This is a genomic window from Pseudorhodoplanes sp., from assembly GCF_046289595.1.
Classification (GTDB): Bacteria; Pseudomonadota; Alphaproteobacteria; order Rhizobiales; family Xanthobacteraceae; genus Pseudorhodoplanes.
The window spans coordinates 59,381-80,712 of the sequence record NZ_JBKBVB010000002.1; the positions used below are offsets into that span (position 1 = coordinate 59,381).

Sequence of the window (21,332 nt, forward strand, 5' to 3'; positions counted from 1 at the left end):
GGGGGATCCTTTACCAGCGGTAATGCGAGAAGGCGCGGTTGGCTTCCGCCATCCGGTGGACGTCTTCGCGCTTCTTGACGGCATTCCCCCGGTTATTGGATGCGTCGAGGAGCTCGGCCGAGAGCCGGTCCATCATGGTCTTTTCGTTACGATCGCGCGCTGCGGCGATAATCCAGCGAATGCCGAGCGCCTGGCGGCGGGTCGAGCGCACTTCGACGGGCACCTGGTAGGTGGCGCCGCCAACGCGGCGGGAGCGCACCTCGATCGAGGGCATCACGTTGTCGAGCGCCTGCTGGAACACCTGCAGCGGATTCGATTTGGTCTTGCCTTCGATGATGTCGAAGGCGCCATAGACGATCCGCTCGGCGGCCGACTTCTTGCCGTCATACATCAGCGAATTCATGAATTTGGAGACGACGAGATTGCCGAACTTCGGATCCGGGTTGATCTCGCGCTTCTCGGCGGAGTGACGACGGGACATGACGCGCTACCTCACTTCGGCCGTTTGGCGCCGTACTTGGAGCGGCGCTGCTTGCGGTTCTTGACGCCCTGCGTGTCGAGGACGCCGCGGAGGATGTGGTAGCGGACGCCCGGCAGGTCCTTCACGCGGCCGCCGCGGATCATCACCACCGAATGCTCCTGAAGGTTATGCCCCTCGCCCGGGATGTAGCCGATGACCTCGAACTGATTGGTCAGGCGCACCTTGGCGACCTTGCGAAGCGCCGAGTTCGGCTTCTTCGGCGTGGTCGTGTAGACGCGCGTGCACACGCCACGCTTCTGCGGAGCGGCCTGCAGCGCCGGCACCGTGTTTCGGTAGGTCGGTTTCACCCGGCCTTTGCGGATCAACTGGTTGATCGTCGGCATCCGATTTAAGCCTTCATCCTCACCGTGCGGGACGCCCCTCGGGACGCCCCTTGCCGGACCGCGCGTTCACACGCGCAAAACGAAAACACGCCATCCGCTCCGGCTTTGCGGATTGGCGCTTCGCGATGCAGAGGACCGCGTAGGCTTGCGCCCCACGGTCATGACTTTTCCAACTGGCTTTCGTGCCGTCAGCGGCAGCGTCTGAGAATCGTTCGTCGAGGTCCTGGTCCGCCGAAGCAACCGTCAAAAGAGCCTTTGGCTCAAAGACTTAGTGCTGCTCTCGGGATGCCGTGCCGACGAGGGTGATACTCACCGCCTGCCGAAAAGTGGGCGCTATGTATCGGCGTGGGCACACCAAGTCAAGCAAAGAAGGCCAGATTTTGCGGGGCTTTCTGAGATTTTAGCTGCGGCCACGCACCGCCCCGAGGAGAGGCCCGGCCCTTCCCCGGCAACCACATGGTCGCGCGGCCCCCAATCGGGGCCGGCGCACACGTGAACAGCCGTGGGGCCACGTTTGCCGACCCGGCGGACGTCCGCCGGGCCTGCCAAAAGGCGGGCTAACGACGCTAGCGCCACCCCGCCTGGCGCTCGCAGGCGCGCCGCGCGCTTGGATTGGATTTCTCCCATTGAGTGATGGACCGGGTTTCGTTCGAATCCATCTTCTCGTTCATGCAAACGCAATATGCCCGCACCACGGCGGCGCTGGCACCTTCGTCACGATTGTCGCGAATGCATTGGTTGATCCACTTCAGATCGTCCTCATTCATCGACTGGGCGAGCACGCCGGTCGATGCGATCGATCCAGCCAGAAGCATCGATAAAGTCAGAAGTCTCACGATCTATCCCTCTGTTGGCCGACCCGAAATGATCGGCAATGACCCGTTTGGCTCGCACCCGCAATTTTGCGGCGCGGAAACGCTGCGCGGTCGTTGACACCGTGGGCGTCCGCAAAGCCATCCGGCGGCGACTTGTTGCCATGTCCGCAGCGCCGCAGTCCTGAGAGCGCGGCGCAGGATTTCTGAAATTTTTCTGAAATTGGCGTTTTTGGACGGCTCCGGGTACACAAAGAGCTGACAATGACTGGCATTTTGGGCGGTCTGCGGAGCCGCGGGAGTGGGGACGGTGTTCCGTTTCAACGGCTTTGAATTGGATCCGCAGCGCGGCGAGCTGCGCGGGCCCGATCGCAAGGCGATCAAGCTTCGGCCGAAAACCTTCGAGATGCTGCGGCTGTTCGCGACCGATGCCGGCCGGGTCATCAGCAAGCAGGAATTGATGGACCGGATCTGGCCGAACGTCCATGTCGGCGAGGACAGCCTTTTCCAGTGCATCCGCGAGCTTCGCGCGGCACTCGGCGACGACCGGCGGGAGATGATCAGGCTGGTGTCCGGCCGCGGCTATATGTTCACAACCGAGATTTTACACGGGCCGGCTGAGCTACCTCACCCGCCCGAAACAACGAGCCGCCCGGCCAAACGGCTTTTCGGACCGGGTTTGCGCCGCCCGGCCGCCGCTGCACTGGTCGGACTTTGCACCGTCATCGGCTTCGGTGCAGCAGCATCGATTTTCGTGCCGGATCTCCTTTTCCAGGCGAAGCCGCCGGCCATCGTGGTGATGCCGCTCATCCCCGCCGGACACGATCCGGACAGCATCGCAATGGCGGCGCATGTCACTGGCAGTCTCACCGATGGCCTGGCCCGAATCGACAACATCCGGGTGGTGACAATGCAGCCAGTCACTGCATCCACGGCACCGCAACCCGCAGCGGCACGCACCGCAGCCGCACGCACCGAACCGGCCGAATTCGAGCTGAGCGGCGAATTGCGTCATACCGCTCATGCGTGGGAGCTGCGCGCACGGCTGACCAGAACCCCAACCCGCGAAGTCGCCTGGACGACGTCGATATCCGTCAGTACCGACGGGTCCGATTTGCAGCTTCAGCAGTCGCGCCTCACTGCAGGACTTGGTCACCGGCTGGCTGAAAAGATGAACGCGATTCTCCATGCCGGTACGCAGTCCGGCAGTGCGAAAGTTGTGGTCGAGCAGGCCAAGGCCGCCATCGGCCAGACCACCCGCGAGCGGTTCGGTGCCGCTCAGGCGATGCTCGAAAAGGCACTCGCCGACAACCCTCACAATGTCGATCTCGAGGTTGCTCTCGCCGCGCACATGCTGCGCGGCATTCAGATGGCATGGTACAGTCCCGAAGATAACGCCGCCGCCGAAAGCAAGGCCCGCGCGATGTTGAAGCACGCGGTGCGGACCCGGCCCGATTACCTTCCGGTCCACGAAGCCTATTGCCGATTCCTGTCGGCGACCAACAATTTCGTCGACGCCCTGGTCGCCTGCGCGAGGGCCCTGACCTTCGACCCGTGGAACGGCCTGGTGCTCTACAATCTCGGTCTGACGCAAATCAAACTGGGGCGCTTCGAGGACGCGCTGGCGACGTTCACGCTGGCCGATCGATACGATACGCCGGACGTCTCGCGTTGGACCTGGCTGCTCGGGGCGGGATGGGCATCGATGCTAATGGGCCGCGACGAGGATGCGCTGCCCTGGCTGCAGCGATCGATCGCGATTACGCCCGCGACAGGACGCTCGCATTTTCTGCTGGCCGCGGCATACCAGCGGTTGGGGCGCTCCGACGAGGCCAAGGCGGCGCTCGCGCAAACCATTGCGCTTCGGCCTCGGTCGACCGCAGCCAACATTGCGCCGCCGCAGCAAAACACCAGCCAGCGCTATCGGGACGCAAGCGCGCTCATCATCGAGGCGGGCGTTGCGGCCGGGTTGCCGGAGCAATGACGCCGCGATCATCGCCATAGCAAAAAGGCCGCCCGAAGGGCGGCCTTTTGCAACCAGCAAGGACGACAGGCCTCACTCCGCAGCAGGCAATGCCGCTGGCGCCTCGGCCTGCTTGGCCGCCGCATCCTTCTCGCGTTCCTCGAGAATAAGCGAGTCGCGCTTGGTCGCGATCTCGCGCAGCGTGCTAATCATCGCGCCGGTGCCGGCCGGGATCAGCCGGCCGACAATGACGTTTTCCTTGAGGCCGTCGAGCGTGTCCGACTTGCCGTTGACGGCAGCCTCGGTGAGCACGCGCGTGGTCTCCTGGAACGACGCCGCCGAGATGAAGGAACGGGTCTGGAGCGAAGCTTTGGTGATGCCGAGCAGCACCGGGGTTCCGGTCGCCGGCTTCTTGCCCTGCTCCACCGCCTTGGCATTGATCTGGTCCATCTCGATGCGATCGAGCTGCTCGCCCTGGATCAGGTCGGTCTCGCCCGCGTCGTCGATCTCCACCTTCTGCAGCATCTGCCGGACAATGACCTCGATGTGCTTGTCGTTGATGCCGACACCCTGCAACCGGTAGACTTCCTGGATCTCGTTGACCAGATAGGCGGCGAGCTCCTCGACGCCCTTGATCGCCAGAATGTCGTGCGGCGCCGGGTTGCCCTCGACGATGGCATCGCCCTTTTCGACAATATCGCCGTCCTGCAGGTGGATGTGCTTGCCCTTCGGGATCAGGTACTCGACGGGCTCGACATCCTTCTCCGCAGGCTCGATCGAGATGCGACGCTTGTTCTTGTAGTCGCGGCCGAAGCGGATGGTGCCGGAGATTTCGGCGATGACCGCCGCCTCCTTCGGACGACGTGCCTCGAACAGCTCGGCCACCCGCGGCAGACCGCCGGTGATGTCGCGCGTCTTGGCGCTTTCGGTCGGAATACGGGCGATAACGTCGCCCGCATGCACCTGCGCACCCTGATCGACCGACAGAATGGCGTCAATCGCGAGCGGATAGCGCGCCTCGCCGCCGCGCGACAGCTTCAGGATAGCGCCGTCGCGGTCCTTGATCACGATCGCCGGACGCAGGTCCGCCGCGCGCGATGAGGTCCGCCAGTCGGTCACCACGCGCTTGGCGATGCCGGTCGACTCGTCGAGCGATTCCTGCATCGACTGGCCTTCGACCAGATCCTCAAAGGCGGCAAAGCCGTCGACCTCGGTGATGATCGGGCGCGTATAGGGATCCCATTCGGCCAGGCGCTGGCCGCGCTTGACCTTGTCGCCTTCGTTGACCCGCAGACGCGCCCCGAACGGCAGGCGATGGGTCGCCCGCTCGGTGCCGTCGGCGTCGACTATCGCGAGCGTGACGTTGCGGCTCATGACGATCAGTTCGCCATCGGAATTCTTGATCACCGCGTTGGCCTGCTTGTCTTTTGACTTCAGGCGAACCGTGCCTTCGAAATTCGACTCGATGAAGGACTGCTCGTTGATCTGCGCCGCGCCGCCGATGTGGAAGGTGCGCATCGTGAGCTGGGTTCCCGGCTCGCCGATCGACTGGGCTGCGATCACACCGACCGCCTCACCCATATTCACCGGCGTTCCGCGCGCCAGATCGCGGCCGTAACAGGCGCCGCAGACGCCGTTGCGCGACTCGCAGGTCAGCACCGAGCGGATGCGCACTTCCTGCACATTCGCCTGGGTGATGCGCTCGACTTCCGGCTCGCCAAGCAGCACGCCCTTCGCGACGATCACTTCGCCGGTCGCCGGATCCTTCACGTCTTCGGCCGTGGTGCGGCCGAGAATGCGGATGCCGAGGGAGGCGACGACGGTGCCGGCATCGATGATCGCGCGGACCTTGATCCCGGACTCGGTTCCGCAATCCGTTGACGTGATGATGCAATCCTGAGCGACGTCGACCAGACGGCGGGTCAGGTAGCCGGAATTCGCGGTCTTCAGCGCGGTGTCGGCCAGGCCCTTGCGGGCACCATGTGTGGAGTTGAAATACTCCATCACGGTCAGGCCTTCCTTGAAGTTCGACACGATCGGCGTTTCGATGATCGAGCCGTCGGGCTTGGCCATCAGGCCGCGCATGCCGGCAAGCTGACGCATCTGGGCAGGCGAGCCGCGCGCACCCGAATGCGCCATCATGTAGATCGAGTTGATCTGCGCCTCGCGGCCGGTCTTGGGATCCTTCTTGGTCGTCGAGATTTCGCGCATCATCTCGGCGGCAATCGCCTCGGTGCATTTCGACCAGGCATCGACGACCTTATTGTATTTCTCGCCCTGCGTGATCAGACCGTCATTGTACTGTTGCTCGAAGTCCTTGGCCTCTTCGCGGGTCCTGTCGACGATCGACCACTTCTTCTCCGGCACCACCATGTCGTCTTTGCCGAAGGAAATGCCGGCCTTGAACGCATGGTGAAAGCCAAGCGCCATGATCCGGTCGCAGAAGATGACCGTGTCCTTCTGACCGCAATGGCGGTAGACGGTATCGATCATGTTCGAGATTTCGCGCTTGGTCATCAGCTTGTTGACGACGTCGAAGGTCACGACCTTGCTCTTGGGCAGCACCTGACCGAGCAGCACGCGCCCGGGCGTCGTATCGTAGACCTTCTTCACCGGCTCGCCGTCCGGGCCGGTCCCGATCCAGCGATACTTGATCTTGGAATGCAGCGTGATCGCCTTTTCCGACAGCGCGTGTTCGATCTCGGCGACGTTGGCGAACACCTTGCCCTGCCCCGGCTCGCCTTCGCGCTCGAGCGTGAGATAGTAGAGACCAAGCACGATGTCCTGCGACGGAACGATGATCGGCTGGCCGTTTGCTGGATGCAGAATGTTGTTGGTCGACATCATCAGGACGCGCGCTTCCAGTTGCGCTTCGAGCGACAGCGGAACGTGCACGGCCATCTGGTCGCCGTCGAAGTCGGCATTGAACGCGGCGCAGACCAGCGGATGAAGCTGGATCGCCTTGCCTTCGATCAGCACCGGTTCGAAGGCCTGGATGCCGAGACGGTGCAGCGTCGGCGCGCGATTCAGCAGCACCGGATGCTCGCGGATCACCTCGTCGAGGATATCCCAAACCTCGGGCTTCTCCTTCTCGACGAGCTTCTTGGCCTGCTTGACGGTGGTTGAGAGGCCCTTTGCATCCAGCCGCGAATAGATGAACGGCTTGAACAGTTCCAGCGCCATCTTTTTTGGCAGGCCGCATTGATGCAGCTTGAGCTCCGGCCCGACCACGATCACCGAGCGCCCCGAATAGTCGACGCGCTTGCCAAGCAGGTTCTGGCGGAACCGGCCCTGCTTGCCTTTCAACATGTCGGCAAGCGACTTCAGCGGACGCTTGTTGGCGCCGGTGATGACGCGGCCGCGGCGGCCGTTATCGAACAGCGCGTCCACCGCCTCCTGCAACATGCGCTTTTCGTTGCGGATGATGATGTCCGGCGCACGCAGTTCGATCAGCCGCTTCAGGCGGTTGTTACGGTTGATCACGCGGCGATAGAGATCGTTCAGGTCCGACGTCGCGAACCGGCCGCCGTCGAGCGGCACCAGTGGCCGCAGATCCGGCGGGATCACCGGGACATGGGTCAGGATCATCCATTCCGGCTTGTTGCCGGATTCGATGAAGGCCTCGATCAGCTTCACCCGCTTGGCGAGCTTCTTCTTCTTGATGTCGCTGTCGGTCGCAGCAATTTCGGCGCGCAGCTCGCCCTGCAGCTTGGTGAGATCGAGCGCCTTCAGCATCTCTCGGATTGCTTCTGCGCCGATCATGGCGGTGAAGGAATCCTGGCCGTATTCGTCCTGCGCCTTGAGATATTCCTCCTCGGACAGGAGCTGGCGGTCCTGCAGCGGCGTAAGTCCCGGCTCCAGCACGACGTAATATTCGAAATACAGGATGCGCTCGAGATCCTTCAGGGTCATGTCGAGCAGCATGCCGATGCGGCTCGGCAGCGACTTCAGGAACCAGATATGTGCCACCGGCGCGGCGAGTTCGATATGACCCATGCGCTCGCGGCGCACGCGCGACAGCGTCACCTCGACCGAGCATTTCTCGCAGATGATGCCTTTGTACTTCATGCGCTTGTACTTGCCGCACAAGCATTCGTAGTCCTTGATCGGACCGAAGATGCGCGCACAGAACAGGCCGTCGCGCTCGGGCTTGAAGGTGCGGTAATTGATGGTCTCCGGCTTCTTGATCTCGCCGTAGGACCAGGACTGAATCTTTTCCGGGCTCGCGATCGAGATCCGGATCTGGTCGAAGACCTGAGCCGGCGCCTGCGGGCTGAACAGATTCATGATTTCTTGGTTCATCGTCGTCTCCTCGGCGCGGGCCCCGGCGTCCCGGAGCATTCGGCCGTCAATTGTTTCGCCATTGAGCCAGTCAACTGGACCCGGGACGGCGCCCTCGCCGTCCCGTCTCGTTCGCGAATTACTCCGCCGCTTCGGGCAGGTCGGTCGGACGCTGCGCCTTGGAATTGTGCAGGTCGACATTGAGGCCGAGCGAGCGCATTTCCTTGACCAGCACGTTGAAGCTCTCCGGAATGCCGGCTTCGAAGGTGTCGTCGCCGCGCACGATCGCCTCGTAGACCTTGGTGCGGCCGGCAACGTCGTCCGACTTCACCGTCAGCATTTCCTGCAGCGTGTAGGCAGCACCGTAAGCCTCGAGCGCCCAGACCTCCATTTCGCCGAAGCGCTGGCCGCCGAACTGCGCCTTGCCGCCCAGCGGTTGCTGGGTGACGAGCGAGTACGGACCGATCGAACGGGCGTGAATCTTGTCGTCGACGAGGTGATGCAGCTTCAACATATAGATGTAGCCGACCGTCACCTTGCGGTCGAACTGCTCGCCGGTCCGGCCGTCGAACAACGTCACCTGCCCCGAGTGATCGAGACCCGCCATGTCGAGCATCTGTTCGATATCGCTCTCCTTGGCGCCGTCAAAGACCGGCGTTGCGATCGGAACACCACTGCGAAGATTGTGGCCGAGCTCCACCAGACCGCGCTCATCGAGCGACTTGATGGTGTCATCATCGCCATAAATCTTCTTCAGCGTTTCCTTAAGAGGCTTGGTATCCTGCTTGCCGTAATAGGCATCGACCGCCTGCCCGATACGCTTGCCTAGACCGGCACAGGCCCAGCCGAGATGGGTCTCCAGAATCTGGCCGACATTCATGCGGCTCGGCACGCCGAGCGGGTTCAGCACGATATCCGCATGCGTGCCGTCCTCAAGGAACGGCATGTCCTCGATCGGCACGATCTTGGACACCACGCCCTTGTTGCCGTGACGGCCGGCCATCTTGTCGCCGGGCTGGATCTTGCGCTTCACCGCAACGAAGACCTTGACCATCTTCATCACGCCGGGCGGAAGCTCGTCGCCGCGCTGCAGCTTCTCGACTTTGTCGAGGAAGCGCTGCTCAAGCATCTTCTTCGACTCGTCATACTGCTTCCGCATGGCCTCGATCTCGGCCATCAGCTTGTCGTTGGGCGAGGCGAACAGCCACCATTGCGAACGCGGATATTCGTCCAGGATCGCGCGGGTGATCTTGGTGTCCTTCTTGAAGCCCTTCGGACCCGCGACCCCCTGACGGCCTTCCAGCATCTCGGCCAAACGGCCAAAAACGTTGCGGTCGAGGATCGCCTGTTCGTCGTCGCGGTCCTTGGCGAGACGCTCAATTTCCTCGCGTTCGATCGCCAGCGCACGCTCGTCCTTGTCGACGCCATGACGGTTGAAGACGCGGACTTCGACCACGGTGCCCTGCACGCCCGGGGGAACACGCAGAGACGTGTCGCGGACGTCTGAGGCCTTCTCGCCGAAGATGGCGCGCAGAAGCTTTTCTTCCGGCGTCATCGGGCTTTCGCCCTTCGGCGTGATCTTGCCGACCAGAATGTCGCCGGCGCGTACTTCCGCGCCGATATAGACGATGCCGGCCTCGTCAAGATTCTTCAGCGCCTCTTCCGAGACGTTCGGAATATCGCGCGTGATCTCTTCGGGCCCGAGCTTGGTGTCGCGCGCCATCACCTCGAATTCCTCGATGTGAATGGACGTGAACACGTCGTCGCGCACGATGCGCTCGGACAGAAGGATAGAGTCCTCGAAGTTGTAGCCGTTCCACGGCATGAAGGCGACCAGCACGTTCCTGCCGAGCGCAAGCTCGCCAAGCTCGGTCGAGGGACCGTCGGCAATGATGTCGCCCTTCTTGACCACGTCACCCACACGCACCAGCGGACGCTGGTTGATGCAGGTGTTCTGGTTGGAGCGCTGGAACTTCATCAGCCGATAGATGTCGACCCCGGGTTTGGTCGGGTCGGTCTCTTCCGTGGCGCGGATGACGATACGGGTGGCGTCGACCTGATCGACCACGCCGGCACGGCGTGCGCCGATCGCGGCGCCGGAGTCGCGGGCCACCACGCCTTCCATGCCGGTGCCGACGAACGGCGCCTCGGCGCGGACCAGCGGCACCGCCTGGCGCTGCATGTTCGAGCCCATCAGCGCACGGTTGGCGTCGTCGTTCTCCAGGAACGGGATCAGCGCCGCGGCGACCGACACAAGCTGCTTCGGCGACACGTCCATGAAGTCGACCTTGTCGCGCGGATAAGGCGCGACGTCGCCGGCATGGCGGCAGACGATCATGTCCTCGGTGAAGCGGCCTTTGGCATCGATCGGGGCGTTTGCCTGCGCCACGGTGTAGCGGGCCTCCTCCATCGCCGAGAGATAGATAACCTCGTCGGTGACGCGGCCGTCCTTCACCTTGCGATACGGCGTTTCGACGAAACCGTATTTGTTCACCCGCGCATAGGTCGCGAGCGAGTTGATCAGACCGATATTCGGACCTTCCGGGGTCTCGATCGGGCAGATCCGGCCGTAATGGGTCGGATGCACGTCGCGCACTTCGAAGCCGGCGCGCTCGCGGGTGAGACCGCCCGGTCCAAGCGCCGAGAGACGCCGCTTGTGCGTGATCTCGGACAGCGGATTGGTCTGGTCCATGAACTGCGAGAGCTGCGAGGAGCCGAAGAACTCGCGCACGGCAGCGGCGGCAGGCTTGGCGTTGATCAGGTCCTGCGGCATGACGGTGTCGATATCGACGCTCGACATGCGCTCCTTGATCGCGCGCTCCATGCGCAGCAGCCCGATGCGGTACTGGTTCTCCATGAGTTCGCCGACCGAACGCACCCGGCGGTTGCCGAGATTGTCGATATCGTCGATCTCGCCCTTGCCGTCGCGCAGATCGACCAGCGTCTTGACGACCGCAAGAATATCGTCCTTGCGGAGCACGCGCATGGTATCGGGCGCATCGAGGTCGAGACGCATGTTCATCTTGACCCGGCCGACCGCAGAAAGATCGTAGCGGTCGGCATCGAAGAACAGCGACTGGAACATCGCCGAAGCGGTGTCGACCGTGGGCGGCTCGCCCGGGCGCATGACGCGGTAAATGTCGAACAGCGCGTCCTCGCGCGTCATGTTCTTGTCGACGGCGAGCGTGTTGCGGATATAGGCGCCGACATTGATGTGGTCGATGTCGAGGATCGGCAATTCCTTGAAGCCGAGCTCGTTGATGGTCTCCAGCAGCTTCTCGGTGATTTCGTCGCCGGCCTCGGCGTAGATCTCGCCGGTCTTCATGTTGACGAGGTCTTCGGCAATGTAGTTGCCGAGCAATTCCTCATCGGTCATGCGCAGAGCTTTGAGGCCCTTTTCCGCGAGAAGGCGCGCCTGACGCACGGTGATCTTGCGGCCGGCCTCGACCACCACCTTGCCGCTGTCGGCATCGACCAGGTCGTTGACCGCCTTGTAGCCCTTCATGCGGTTGGCGTCGAAGGGCACGCGCCAGCCGTCCTTGGCGCGCTTGTAGGTCACGACATTATAGAACGTCTTGAGTATCTCCTCGCCGTCCATGCCAAGCGCATAGAGCAGCGACGTCACCGGAATCTTGCGGCGGCGGTCGATACGCGCATGTACGATGTCTTTGGCGTCGAACTCGATGTCCAGCCAGGAACCGCGATACGGGATGATGCGGGCGGCGAACAGAAGCTTGCCCGAAGAATGCGTCTTGCCCTTGTCGTGGTCGAAGAACACGCCGGGGGAACGATGCATCTGCGAGACGATGACGCGCTCGGTGCCGTTGACGATGAAGGTACCGTTGTTCGTCATCAGCGGGATGTCGCCCATATAGACATCCTGCTCCTTGATGTCCTTGACGGAGCGGGCGCCGGTCTCCTCGTCGACATCAAATACGATCAGCCGCAGCGTCACTTTGAGCGGCGCGGCGTAGGTCATGCCGCGCTGACGGCACTCATCGACGTCATATTTGGGCGGATCGAATTCATAGCTGACGAAGTCGAGCTGCGCGGTGTTGGAAAAATCCTTGATCGGGAATACCGACTTGAAGACCGCTTGCAGGCCCTCGTCCGGCCGCCCGCCCTCGGGAGCCTCAACCAGCAGAAACTGGTCGTAGGATGCCTTCTGAACCTCGATGAGGTTCGGCATCTCCGCCACTTCCTGAATTTTCCCGAAAAACTTCCTAACGCGCTTCCGACCGATAAACGTCTGCGCTTGCGCCATCGTTTCTTTCTCTCGTCTGTCACTGTGAGACAGCCTGAGACGACTCTCCGAACGGCCTCCATCAATCGCGGCCATCAGGACAGGCGTCGGGGTGCCTGCGTTCTATGCGGCTCGAGCCAGAGCTCGAGCCAAAGCAAATGCCGCCGCATGGCGGCGCTATAAGGGGATTGGCCACCGTATATGGCGGCCGCACCCCGGATGTCTAGGGCAAATTGCGACGAACCGGCCGGAAACGTGAAAATTTCCGTGCCGGCTCCGCTCACATTGGCGTCAAATGGCCGGTTCCGGCCCGAAATGGCGGACCAAGAGGCCGGCCAAGATCCGCTTTACTTCAGTTCGACCTTGGCGCCGACCTTTTCGAGGGTCGCCTTGATCTTGTCGGCTTCTTCCTTGTTGGCGCCTTCCTTCAGGGTCTTCGGCGCACCTTCGACCAGATCCTTGGCTTCCTTCAGGCCAAGACCGGTGAGGGCCCGCACTTCCTTGATAACCTCGATCTTCTTGTCGCCGGCCGCGGCCAGGACAACCGTAAACTCGGTCTTCTCTTCGGCCGGAGCGGCACCGCCGCCGGCCCCAGGAGCAGCGGCCACCGCGACCGCGGCAGCGGCCGAGACGCCCCACTTTTCTTCCAGCATCTTGGCGAGGTCAGCGGCCTCGAGAACGGTGAGCGACGAGAGATCGTCGACGATTTTCTGCAAGTCAGCCATGGTGTTATCTTCCTGTTCGAACCTGAATTGTTAATTTGGGTGTCACGCCGCGTCTTTGCTGGCATAGGCCTGGACAACGCGGGCCAGCTTGGCGGCCGGCGCGTTGACGACCTGGGCGATCTTGGTGGCCGGGGCCTGGATCAGGCCGACCAGCTTGCCGCGCAGTTCGTCGAGGGACGGCAGCGAAGCGAGCTGCTTCACGCCGTTTACGTCCAGGGCGGTCTTGCCCATCGCTCCGCCGAGGATCACGAATTGCTCGTTGGCCTTGGCGAAGTCGGTGGCGACCTTCGGTGCCGCCACCGGATCGCTCGTCGAGTAAGCGATCAGGGTCGGCCCCTTCAGCAGGGGCACGATGGAGGCGGCATCGGAGCCATCAACAGCAATCTTGGCGAGACGGTTTTTCGCGACCTTCACATGGGCGCCGGCCTGCTTCATCTGCTTGCGCAGGGTCTGCATCTGGGCGACGGTGAGGCCGGAATAGTGAGCCACCACGACCACCTTGGAGGTCTGAAAGACCTCCTTCAGCGACGCAACGGACTCCTGCTTTTCCGCTCGGTTCACTAGCTCTCTCCGGTTGGCAAATCCCCTTCGGGATCGGCCGGTTACGACGGCCGTTTCGCCCAAAACGCAAAGCGCGGGCAGAACGGCTGTGATCAAGCCCTGCCCTCCGCGCAGCCGAAGATGCGTGGAACCGAAAGGTTCGAACCGGACCGCGGCTTGCACTCGGCAAAAGCCCGGTCTCGTCTCTCACCCGTCTATGCTGGCCGCGCCCATCCTGCGATGGTGGCGATTAAGCGGGAGCCTCCCGCACCGGCAGTCTCGGACAGGACGCGCGCCGGACATAAAGCCCAGACACGCGACAGCGCACCGGAGGCCGGCACGCTCGTTGCGCGCTCTCCTAGCGGGATACGGGAAAATTGCAAGGAAAATTGCCGGTCCGAATCGCCGTGAAGGCGGCGCAGAAAGGTCCGCCCCGTCCTCCCGGCAAGTTGGACTGAGCGGGACGAAAACGCGCGCAGCGGCGCTTGCGGCGCCATGCGGACCTGCGACATTCCGGCCCGGTGCGATTCCGCACCGCGAACCCGGATCATCCCATGAAACGCATTCTGCTGGTTGCGACGGCCGCGCTGCTGTCCGCAACCCTGCCGGCCCAGGCGCAGCGGCTCGATGTCTCGACCGTCAAATGCAAGGACGTCCTGTCGAGCGGCACCGAGACCATCGCCTTCATGCCTTCATCATGATGTGGCTGCAGGGCTATTACAGCGCCGAGGACGCCTCCCCGGTGGTCGACTTCGACAAAATGAAGAAGGACGGCATCAAGATCGCCGAGTATTGCGCCAAGCATCCCGACGACAGCCTGATCACCGCAGCCGACGAAGCCCTCGAAGACTGACGTCGCGGAGCCGATAGCCTGAAGCCGGCGTCCGCGGCATAGTGCACGCCAACGCCAAGAACCGTGTTGGAGGACGACCATGCCCGCGCATCCCGGCCGCATTCTTGTCACCCATGTCGGCAGCCTGATCCGTCCGCCGAAGCTCGTCGCGTTTCTGCGCCGGATCGAGTCGGGCGAGGCGTACGATGCGGCAGCCTACGAAGCCTGCCTGAGAGACTCGATCGACGAGGTGGTGCGCGAACAGGTCGGAGCGGGCATCGACATCGTCAGCGATGGCGAATTTTCCAAGGGACGCAACTGGGCTTTCTATATCCACGAGCGGCTGTCGGGCCTCTCCACGCGCCCGCTCACGCCCGAAGAGGCGAAAGATCCACTCACCCAGGCCGGCGGCGGCAACGACCGCAAGGCCTTCCCGGAATTCTATGCCGAGTACGACGCCGCAACCGGATTGGGCAAACGGCTTGGCAACCGCTTCGTCTGCAACGGCGCACTTTCCTACACCGGCCAGCATCAGGTCGGCCGCGACATCGCCAATCTCAAATCCGCGGCAAAGAAAGCAGGCGCTCACGGCGCGTTCCTGCCCGTGGTCGCCCCTGCAAGCGCGCTTCCCGGCGGCAAGAACGAATTCTACGAGGACGAAGAGAGCTTCCTGTTCGCACTGGCCGATGCACTGAATGCGGAGTATCGCGCGATCGTCGATGCCGGGCTGATCGTGCAGATCGACGATGCCTTCCTGCCCTATTGGCACGAGAAGATGGTGCCTCCGATGTCGCTTGGCGAATACCGCAAATGGGCGGAATTGCGCATCGACGCGCTCAACCATGCGCTCTCCGGCATTCCGGAAGGGCGCTCGCGCTATCACCTGTGCTGGGGCAGCTGGAACGGGCCGCATGCCTTCGACGTGCCGCTGAAAGACATCGTCGATCTCATGCTCAAGGTGAAGGTCGGCGGCTATCAATACGAGGCCGCCAATCCGCGCCACGAGCACGAATGGGTGGTCTGGGAAAGCGTGAAACTGCCAGACGGCAAGATGCTCATTCCCGGATGCGTCAGCCACGCCACCAACATCGTGGAGCATCCCGAACTCGTGGCGCAGCGGCTGGTGCGCCTCGCCAGGCTCGTCGGCCGCGAGAATGTGATGGCCGGTACCGATTGCGGCTTCGCGCAAAGTCCGTTCGCCAAGCGCGTGCACGAGAGCATCATGTGGGCGAAGCTGCGCAGCCTCAGCGAGGGCGCGCGGATTGCGAGCGCGCAATTGTGGGGCAGACGCAGCGCGGCGTAAGGATCAGCTTTTCTGAGCCGCCGCGCGCCGGTCGCGCAGCAATTCGGCGATCAGCAGGCGGCCAAGGCGCCGCTGGTTGCGCCGGTAGCCTTGCGGCAGCCATTGCGGCTGGCTTTGCATGTTGCAGAGCCTTGCCCTGATCTCGCGCCAGACTTTCGGTTTGCCCTGCGACAACGTCCCGGCAGCATCCGATCGATTCACGGCGATCCCTCCCCCGAGGTGATGAAAGGCTGCGCCGATCCGGTTAAGGGCGCATTAACGCCGTCTGTCTCACGCGACCCTCCGGCCCGGAGCCGCCCGCCGTGCAGGGCTGGCGAACCACATGAAAAAGCCCGGCATCGCTGCCGGGCTTTCTGAGTGTCGTTTGCGCCGGCTCAGTTGCCGCCGAGCACGGTATTCGGTTCGACCTTGAGGCCAGGCCCCATTGTCGACGACAGCGAAACCTTTTGCACATAAGTGCCCTTGGCGCCGGCCGGCTTGGCCTTCTGCACGGCATCCGCAAATGCCTTGATGTTGGCGACCAGCGCATCGGCCGAGAACGACGCCTTGCCGACGCCGGCCTGGACGATGCCGGCCTTCTCGACCCGGAACTCGACCGAGCCGCCCTTGGCGCCCTTTACCGCATTGGCTACGTCCATGGTCACGGTGCCGACCTTGGGATTGGGCATCATGCCACGCGGGCCCAGCACCTTACCGAGACGGCCGACCAGCGGCATCATGTCGGGGGTGGCGATACAGCGGTCGAAATCGATTTCGCCGTTCTGGACCTTCTCGACGAGATCTTCCGCACCGACCACATCGGCGCCGGCGGCCTTCGCCTCTTCGGCCTTGGCGCCGCGCGCGAACACGCCGACACGCTGGGTGCGGCCCGAACCCGACGGCAGCGTCACCACGCCGCGCACCATCTGGTCGGCATGGCGCGGATCGACGCCGAGATTCATCGCGATCTCGATGGTCTCGTCGAACTTCGACTTGGCGCGATCCTTGATCATCTTCACCGCTTCATCGAGCGGATACAGCTTGTTGCGATCCACACCTTCGCGGATCTGGGCGTAGCGCTTGCCTTGTTTCGCCATGATCAGCCTCCCACCACGTCGATGCCCATCGAACGGGCGGAGCCTTCCACCATCTTGGCCGCGGCCTCGACGGTGTCACAGTTCAGATCCTTCATCTTCTGCTCGGCGATTTCCTTGATCTGGGCCTTCGTGATCTTGCCGGCCTTGTCGCGGCCGGGGGTCTTCGAGCCCTTCTCGATCTTGGCCGCCTTCTTGATGAAATAGGACACGGGCGCCTGCTTCATCTCGAAGGTGAAGGAGCGATCCGCGTAGACCGTAATGGTCACCGGGATCGGCATGTTTTTTTCGAGCTTGGCGGTCTGCGCGTTGAAGGCCTTGCAGAATTCCATGATGTTGAGGCCGCGCTGGCCGAGCGCGGGGCCGATCGGCGGTGACGGATTGGCGGCGCCGGCCGGCACCTGTAGCTTTACGTAGCCGGTGATTTTCTTTGCCATAGACTTCTCCTGTTGCGTGGGCGCAGGATCGTTGCGATCCCGGCCCGGTTCAGGTGCCGTGGTGCGGATTTGGACGGTTGGCGGCCGCCCTCACCTCCCACGGCTCTCTCGCCTCCTCCCGATCGGGAGGAGGAAAACGTCAAACCTTCTCCACTTGTCCGAATTCGAGTTCAACCGGCGTTGCGCGGCCGAAGATCGACACCGCGACCTTCACCCGCGAGCGGCCCTCGTCGACTTCCTCCACCGTCCCGTTGAACGAGGCAAAGGGTCCGTCGGCAACGCGGACCTGTTCGCCGACCTCGAACGAGACGGACGACTTCGGCCGCTCGATGCCTTCCTGAACCTGCTGGAGAAGGCGGTTGGCCTCCGCATCCGAAATCGGCATGGGCTTGTTGTCGGCACCGAGAAAGCCGGTCACTTTCGGGGTGTTCTTGATGAGGTGATAGGCCTCGTCGGTGAGGTCGACCTTGACGAGCACGTAACCGGGAAAGAACTTGCGCTCGGTATCGACCTTGCGGCCGCGCCGCACCTCGGTGACCTTCTCCTTCGGAACCAGCACTTCCTCGAACTGGTCGACCAGGCCACGCTGCTTGGCCTGCTCGCGGATCGATTCCGCGACCTTGTTCTCGAAATTGGAGTAGGCGTGGACGATATACCAGCGCTTGGCCATGGCTCTAATTCCGGTTCTCTTGGCTCAGCGCCCGACAGACAGGATCGTGGTGATCAAGAAGCGGATGGCCTGATCGGCGAGCAGAAAGAAGATCGCCGTTATCGTCACCATCACGAACACCATGGCCGTGGTAATGGCGGTCTCGCGCCGCGTCGGCCACGTGACCTTGCCGGTCTCGTCGCGCACTTCCTGCAGGAATTTGAACGGGCTGAACTTGGCCATTCGCTTTGGTCCGAACGAGCCGCCCTGCGGCCAATCCATGAGGCGGACTGACCGGAATTTGGCCCTGTTTTTTGGGGGTGCCGACGCTGCGGATGTCCGTCACCGGGCCGCAAAGCGTGACGGTCAATTAAAGACAATGCCGCCGAAAATCAAGGCAATCCGCACGACGGGCCGGGCCTGCCCCGGACACTCGCCCGGCGCCGGCGGCTTCCGGATGCAGTTTCGGTCCTGCGGTGCGTTCCGTAACCGACTGCAATGAAAGAACAATCCCTCGCGCCGCGATCGGCCCGGCCGCGCGGTCTTGCGCTGTCGACGTTCACCGAACCGTTGTCCCCGCGTCACGTCCTTGTGGCGTCATTCCGGGTCAAGCCGGACGATGGGTCGCTGGACGAGGTGCAGGTGGAGACTTTAATCCTGATATTGCTGGCGGGCGGTCTGCTTTACGGGGCGCTCGCCCTGATTTTCAGAATCTGCATGGCGTTTGACCGTGGCGACGGTGATCGCGACAGCGCCGCACGGCGCCGGAGCTGAACCCGCAATGATTGCGAGCCGTGCGATACCCCGAGCCTTGAAGGTGCGCGGGGGCTGGTTGCAACCTGCTCCACGCAACAAATGCTGGGTTGCCGCAATCGCTGGCAGGAGTGGAGGGACTCGAACCCCCAACCCCCGGTTTTGGAGACCGGTGCTCTAGCCAGTTGAGCTACACTCCTACAGACGCGGGCCTGTGTAACGCCGATTCAGGTCGAAAGCGCCTGCGGCGGACCTTGGGCCCGCCGCCTCCGGCATATGCCCGAGCGATAGGCGCTTTGCAAGGGTCGGCGCAGGGTCGCAAACCGGCGCCGGCCCGCGAGACCAGGCTCGCTCGCCTTGGCGCTGAGCAGTCCCGCCCCTCGCGGCCCGCCCCTCCCGACCCCCGCAGCGCGACGGCAGGCTTAACCCCCCATTAACCCTGTTCCGGCACGTTCCCGTTACCGCAATTGCATGCGGTGCGCGAGTCGAAGCCCGGTTCGCGCGATACGGACCTTGGGGGCGCGGATGCTTTGGCACTATCGCAGGCGTGCTGAAGAGTGTGCATCGCGTATCGCTCACACCAGAAGCGACGCGGTCCGTCAGAATTACCAGCGTCTGCTTGAGGCCTGGCAGGCGTTGATCGAAGCCGAAGAAGCCCGCCTCAGCCGCATCGCCAATGCGCCCCAGCGCGACGCGCGACCGATCCGCGAGCGTCCGCGCCTCGAACTCGTGCGTGCCCCATTCGGCCAGGAGCCGATCCTCGACCGGCCGGTCGCTTGATATTTGTCAACTCTGGCGGTTTGCGGTTCTCTAAGGTCGTCCGGATCACGGAATAGTCCGGAAGAACCAGCGACAAATATGCGCCAGTTGAGGTCTAATCCTGATGCGACGGCGGTGGTGTTTTCCTCCTCCCGCAGAGCAACGATGAAAAGCCATTGCTCGACGCCGAGGGATCCTGGTCTGGCCGCAGCCGCGGTGGCGGCATTGCTGCTGCTCGCGTCGGGCCAGCCGGCGCCGGCACAAGGACCGTACGAGATCGGCGAGCAGATCGCGCAGCGGCTTTGCGGCGCGTGTCACGGCCTTGGCCGCGCCGAGCGCAGCCCGATTCCCTCGGCGCCGGCGTTCCGCAGGCTCGAACCGCGAGTCGACCTGGGCCGCATGCAGGAGCGCCTGCAGGACGGCATCATCGGCGGTCACCCGGAAATGCCGATTTTCGTGCTGCGCGCGGACGAGGCGCGCGCGCTGGTCGCCTATATGAAGATGCTGCGCGACCAGAATTGAAACAGGATTGCGAGATCAGAGTGCCGCGGCCACTGCGCGCCGCCGCGTAGCGCCTTGCTTGCGATGAGGCTCGTTGCCGAGCAGGACGCGCAGCACCGCCCCCGCATCGTCGGCGACCTTCGGATTGCGCGTCACCATGGCGGCGATGATGGCGCCGTCGATCAGAAGTCCGATCTGGTGCGCCAGCGCCGCCGGGTTCGGCAACTCCGCCTCGGCGGCGAGCCGCTCGATCCGCGACAGCACCATACTCTTGTGCTTGATTGTGATCGCGCGCAGCCGCTCGTCGGCCTTGTCGTGCTCGCCGATCGCATTGATGAACGGGCAGCCGTAGAACCGCTCCTCGGAGAACCACTCCTTCAGCAGCGTAAAGATACGCATCAGCTTGGTGCGCGGCGCGGCGTTGCCGGCCTCAATGCCGCCGATAAACCAGTCGCGCCAGCGCTCGCCTTCCTGTTCGAGCACCGCCTCGATCAGCCCCTCCTTCGATCCGAAGATGCGATAGAGCGTGGTCTTTGCGGTTCCGGCTTCGTCGATCACCGCATCGACGCCGGTGGCGTTGATCCCGTAGCGGCAGAATAATTCGGTCGCCGCATCCAGCAGGCGCTTGCGCGCGCTCTCGGCGTCGCCCGTCGCGCGCGGATCGAGTTCGGCTGCAACGCTCTTCCCGTTCATAACTCATTCCTTAGCGCAGGATCGCGGAAAACGGAATTCGTGCCGCTTCCTGTGCACGCATGCGGCTGCTGCGCGACGCGGAGTGCACCCGGCGAAGGCGCGCTCGCCTGGCCGGTCGCCATGCCCGCAAAGCAAGCGCAACGCCGCTTAAAACGCGCCCGACTGCCCCGTCATTGAGCAAAAGCCCGCCGGTCCAGCCGCAACCCCGAGCGCCCAACGATTGAGATTCCACGCGAATCCGTATCGGCGCGGTCTGGCACGCTCCCTGCAATGAAACAGACCGGTTGGTAGCCTACGGCGCGAAATCGTCGCCTGAAACCTGGAGGAACGCATGGCCGTTGCCGCGGAAAAAGTCGTGCTCACCGGATGTCTCGCCCCGATCGACAGGAGCGGATTGGAAAAACTGATCGAAAGCGGAAAGGCTAATCCGAAGGTCATCAAGACGCTGAAATGCAAGACCGTTGCGGAGGGCAAGTTCCGCCACCTCAACTTCATCCGTAACCTTCCGCCTTATATCGTCGACGAGCCGCCGGCGTTGCTTGGCGACGACACTGCGCCGAATCCCTCCGAAGCCTCGCTCGCAGCGCTGGGATCCTGTCTTGCGGTCGGCCTGCATGCCAATGCCGTGCATCGCGGCTGGACCGTGCGCAAGCTCGAACTCGAGCTCGAAGGCGATCTCAATATCACCGCGGTCTGGGGCACCGGCGATACCAGCGAAAAGCCGGTCGGCTTCACCGATGTGCGGGTGAAGGTCGCGATGGAATGCGACGGGGTTTCGCCGGACGAGATCGATGCGCTGATCGCGCATGTGACCAAATGGTCGCCGGTCGCCAACACCTTCACACGCTCGGTCGCGCTCGCCGTGACCCGCTGATCCGCAAACCGAAATGACAACAAGGTCGTA

Annotated in this window: 21 protein-coding genes and 1 tRNA gene; 8 read left to right on the forward strand and 14 right to left on the reverse strand. The window is 63.2% G+C overall.

Annotated features, from left to right (window positions below; translation table 11 throughout):
• Positions 1-10 precede the first annotated feature (10 nt).
• The 3 genes from rpsG to ACK41X_RS01050 form a co-directional block, all read right to left on the reverse strand.
• Positions 11-481, reverse strand: a complete 471-nt coding sequence (rpsG, locus tag ACK41X_RS01040; RefSeq protein WP_409718137.1) for a 30S ribosomal protein S7 — start codon at positions 479-481, stop codon at positions 11-13.
• A gap of 11 nt (positions 482-492) precedes the next feature.
• A complete protein-coding gene (gene rpsL / locus ACK41X_RS01045; RefSeq protein ID WP_325703758.1) occupies positions 493-864 on the reverse strand; it encodes a 30S ribosomal protein S12 in 372 nt (123 codons plus the stop codon).
• A gap of 566 nt (positions 865-1,430) precedes the next feature.
• A complete protein-coding gene (locus tag ACK41X_RS01050) occupies positions 1,431-1,700 on the reverse strand; it encodes a hypothetical protein (protein ID WP_409718141.1) in 270 nt (89 codons plus the stop codon).
• 286 nt (positions 1,701-1,986) lie between these two features.
• Between ACK41X_RS01050 and ACK41X_RS01055 the strand changes: the two genes are divergently transcribed.
• Positions 1,987-3,660: a tetratricopeptide repeat protein gene (locus ACK41X_RS01055; protein ID WP_409718144.1), complete on the forward strand. Its 1,674-nt coding sequence runs from the start codon at positions 1,987-1,989 to the stop codon at positions 3,658-3,660.
• 72 nt (positions 3,661-3,732) lie between these two features.
• Here the strand turns inward: ACK41X_RS01055 and rpoC are convergent, their stop codons facing one another.
• The 4 genes from rpoC to rplJ all read right to left on the reverse strand — a co-directional run bounded on the left by rpoC (position 3,733) and on the right by rplJ (position 13,449).
• The gene (gene rpoC / locus ACK41X_RS01060; protein WP_409718147.1) at positions 3,733-7,941 is read right to left on the reverse strand and encodes a DNA-directed RNA polymerase subunit beta'; all 4,209 of its coding nucleotides are present in this window, start codon (positions 7,939-7,941) and stop codon (positions 3,733-3,735) included.
• A gap of 118 nt (positions 7,942-8,059) precedes the next feature.
• Positions 8,060-12,184, reverse strand: a complete 4,125-nt coding sequence (gene rpoB / locus ACK41X_RS01065) for a DNA-directed RNA polymerase subunit beta (RefSeq protein ID WP_409718150.1) — start codon at positions 12,182-12,184, stop codon at positions 8,060-8,062.
• 326 nt (positions 12,185-12,510) lie between these two features.
• Positions 12,511-12,888 (reverse strand): 50S ribosomal protein L7/L12, encoded by a 378-nt coding sequence (rplL, locus tag ACK41X_RS01070; protein WP_409718153.1) that lies wholly within the window; start codon positions 12,886-12,888, stop codon positions 12,511-12,513.
• 42 nt (positions 12,889-12,930) lie between these two features.
• Complete coding sequence (gene rplJ, locus ACK41X_RS01075) at positions 12,931-13,449, reverse strand: 50S ribosomal protein L10 (RefSeq protein WP_409718281.1); 519 nt, start codon at positions 13,447-13,449, stop codon at positions 12,931-12,933.
• A gap of 533 nt (positions 13,450-13,982) precedes the next feature.
• On the opposite strand from rplJ, the gene ACK41X_RS01080 reads away from it, so the two are divergent.
• The 3 genes from ACK41X_RS01080 (at position 13,983) to ACK41X_RS01090 (ending at position 15,563) form a co-directional block, all read left to right on the forward strand.
• Positions 13,983-14,129 carry a hypothetical protein gene (locus ACK41X_RS01080; protein WP_409718156.1) on the forward strand — a complete coding sequence of 49 codons (147 nt, stop codon included), beginning with the start codon at positions 13,983-13,985 and terminating at the stop codon, positions 14,127-14,129.
• Positions 14,126-14,281 carry an HdeA/HdeB family chaperone gene (locus tag ACK41X_RS01085; RefSeq protein ID WP_409718159.1) on the forward strand — a complete coding sequence of 52 codons (156 nt, stop codon included), beginning with the start codon at positions 14,126-14,128 and terminating at the stop codon, positions 14,279-14,281. The genes ACK41X_RS01080 and ACK41X_RS01085 overlap by 4 nt, the downstream gene beginning before the upstream one ends.
• A gap of 79 nt (positions 14,282-14,360) precedes the next feature.
• Positions 14,361-15,563 (forward strand): cobalamin-independent methionine synthase II family protein, encoded by a 1,203-nt coding sequence (locus tag ACK41X_RS01090; protein WP_409718162.1) that lies wholly within the window; start codon positions 14,361-14,363, stop codon positions 15,561-15,563.
• 3 nt (positions 15,564-15,566) lie between these two features.
• On the opposite strand, the gene ACK41X_RS01095 is transcribed toward ACK41X_RS01090, so the two are convergent.
• From ACK41X_RS01095 to secE, 5 genes are all read right to left on the reverse strand, one after another.
• Positions 15,567-15,764: a hypothetical protein gene (locus tag ACK41X_RS01095; RefSeq protein WP_409718165.1), complete on the reverse strand. Its 198-nt coding sequence runs from the start codon at positions 15,762-15,764 to the stop codon at positions 15,567-15,569.
• Positions 15,765-15,937: 173 nt separating this feature from the next.
• Complete coding sequence (gene rplA, locus ACK41X_RS01100; protein WP_409718168.1) at positions 15,938-16,639, reverse strand: 50S ribosomal protein L1; 702 nt, start codon at positions 16,637-16,639, stop codon at positions 15,938-15,940.
• Positions 16,640-16,641: 2 nt separating this feature from the next.
• The gene (gene rplK / locus ACK41X_RS01105) at positions 16,642-17,073 is read right to left on the reverse strand and encodes a 50S ribosomal protein L11 (protein ID WP_409718171.1); all 432 of its coding nucleotides are present in this window, start codon (positions 17,071-17,073) and stop codon (positions 16,642-16,644) included.
• 139 nt (positions 17,074-17,212) lie between these two features.
• Positions 17,213-17,743 (reverse strand): transcription termination/antitermination protein NusG, encoded by a 531-nt coding sequence (nusG, locus tag ACK41X_RS01110; RefSeq protein WP_409718174.1) that lies wholly within the window; start codon positions 17,741-17,743, stop codon positions 17,213-17,215.
• A 24-nt stretch (positions 17,744-17,767) separates the two neighbouring features.
• Positions 17,768-17,965, reverse strand: a complete 198-nt coding sequence (gene secE / locus ACK41X_RS01115) for a preprotein translocase subunit SecE (RefSeq protein WP_409718177.1) — start codon at positions 17,963-17,965, stop codon at positions 17,768-17,770.
• Positions 17,966-18,220: 255 nt separating this feature from the next.
• Between secE and ACK41X_RS01120 the strand changes: the two genes are divergently transcribed.
• Entirely contained in the window at positions 18,221-18,496 is a 276-nt protein-coding gene (locus ACK41X_RS01120; RefSeq protein WP_409718180.1) for a hypothetical protein, read from the forward strand.
• Positions 18,497-18,598: 102 nt separating this feature from the next.
• Here ACK41X_RS01120 and ACK41X_RS01125 read toward each other — a convergent pair.
• Positions 18,599-18,675: transfer RNA gene (locus tag ACK41X_RS01125), tRNA-Trp, on the reverse strand.
• A 325-nt stretch (positions 18,676-19,000) separates the two neighbouring features.
• Here ACK41X_RS01125 and ACK41X_RS01130 point away from each other — a divergent pair.
• A complete protein-coding gene (locus tag ACK41X_RS01130) occupies positions 19,001-19,255 on the forward strand; it encodes a hypothetical protein (RefSeq protein ID WP_409718183.1) in 255 nt (84 codons plus the stop codon).
• A 144-nt stretch (positions 19,256-19,399) separates the two neighbouring features.
• Positions 19,400-19,756 carry a c-type cytochrome gene (locus ACK41X_RS01135; protein WP_409718186.1) on the forward strand — a complete coding sequence of 119 codons (357 nt, stop codon included), beginning with the start codon at positions 19,400-19,402 and terminating at the stop codon, positions 19,754-19,756.
• Positions 19,757-19,771: 15 nt separating this feature from the next.
• Here ACK41X_RS01135 and ACK41X_RS01140 read toward each other — a convergent pair whose 3' ends face one another.
• Complete coding sequence (locus ACK41X_RS01140; RefSeq protein WP_409718189.1) at positions 19,772-20,428, reverse strand: TetR/AcrR family transcriptional regulator; 657 nt, start codon at positions 20,426-20,428, stop codon at positions 19,772-19,774.
• 331 nt (positions 20,429-20,759) lie between these two features.
• On the opposite strand from ACK41X_RS01140, the gene ACK41X_RS01145 reads away from it, so the two are divergent.
• Positions 20,760-21,302, forward strand: coding sequence for an OsmC family protein (locus ACK41X_RS01145; RefSeq protein WP_409718192.1), 543 nt, complete (start codon positions 20,760-20,762; stop codon positions 21,300-21,302).
• Positions 21,303-21,332: the final 30 nt, after the last annotated feature.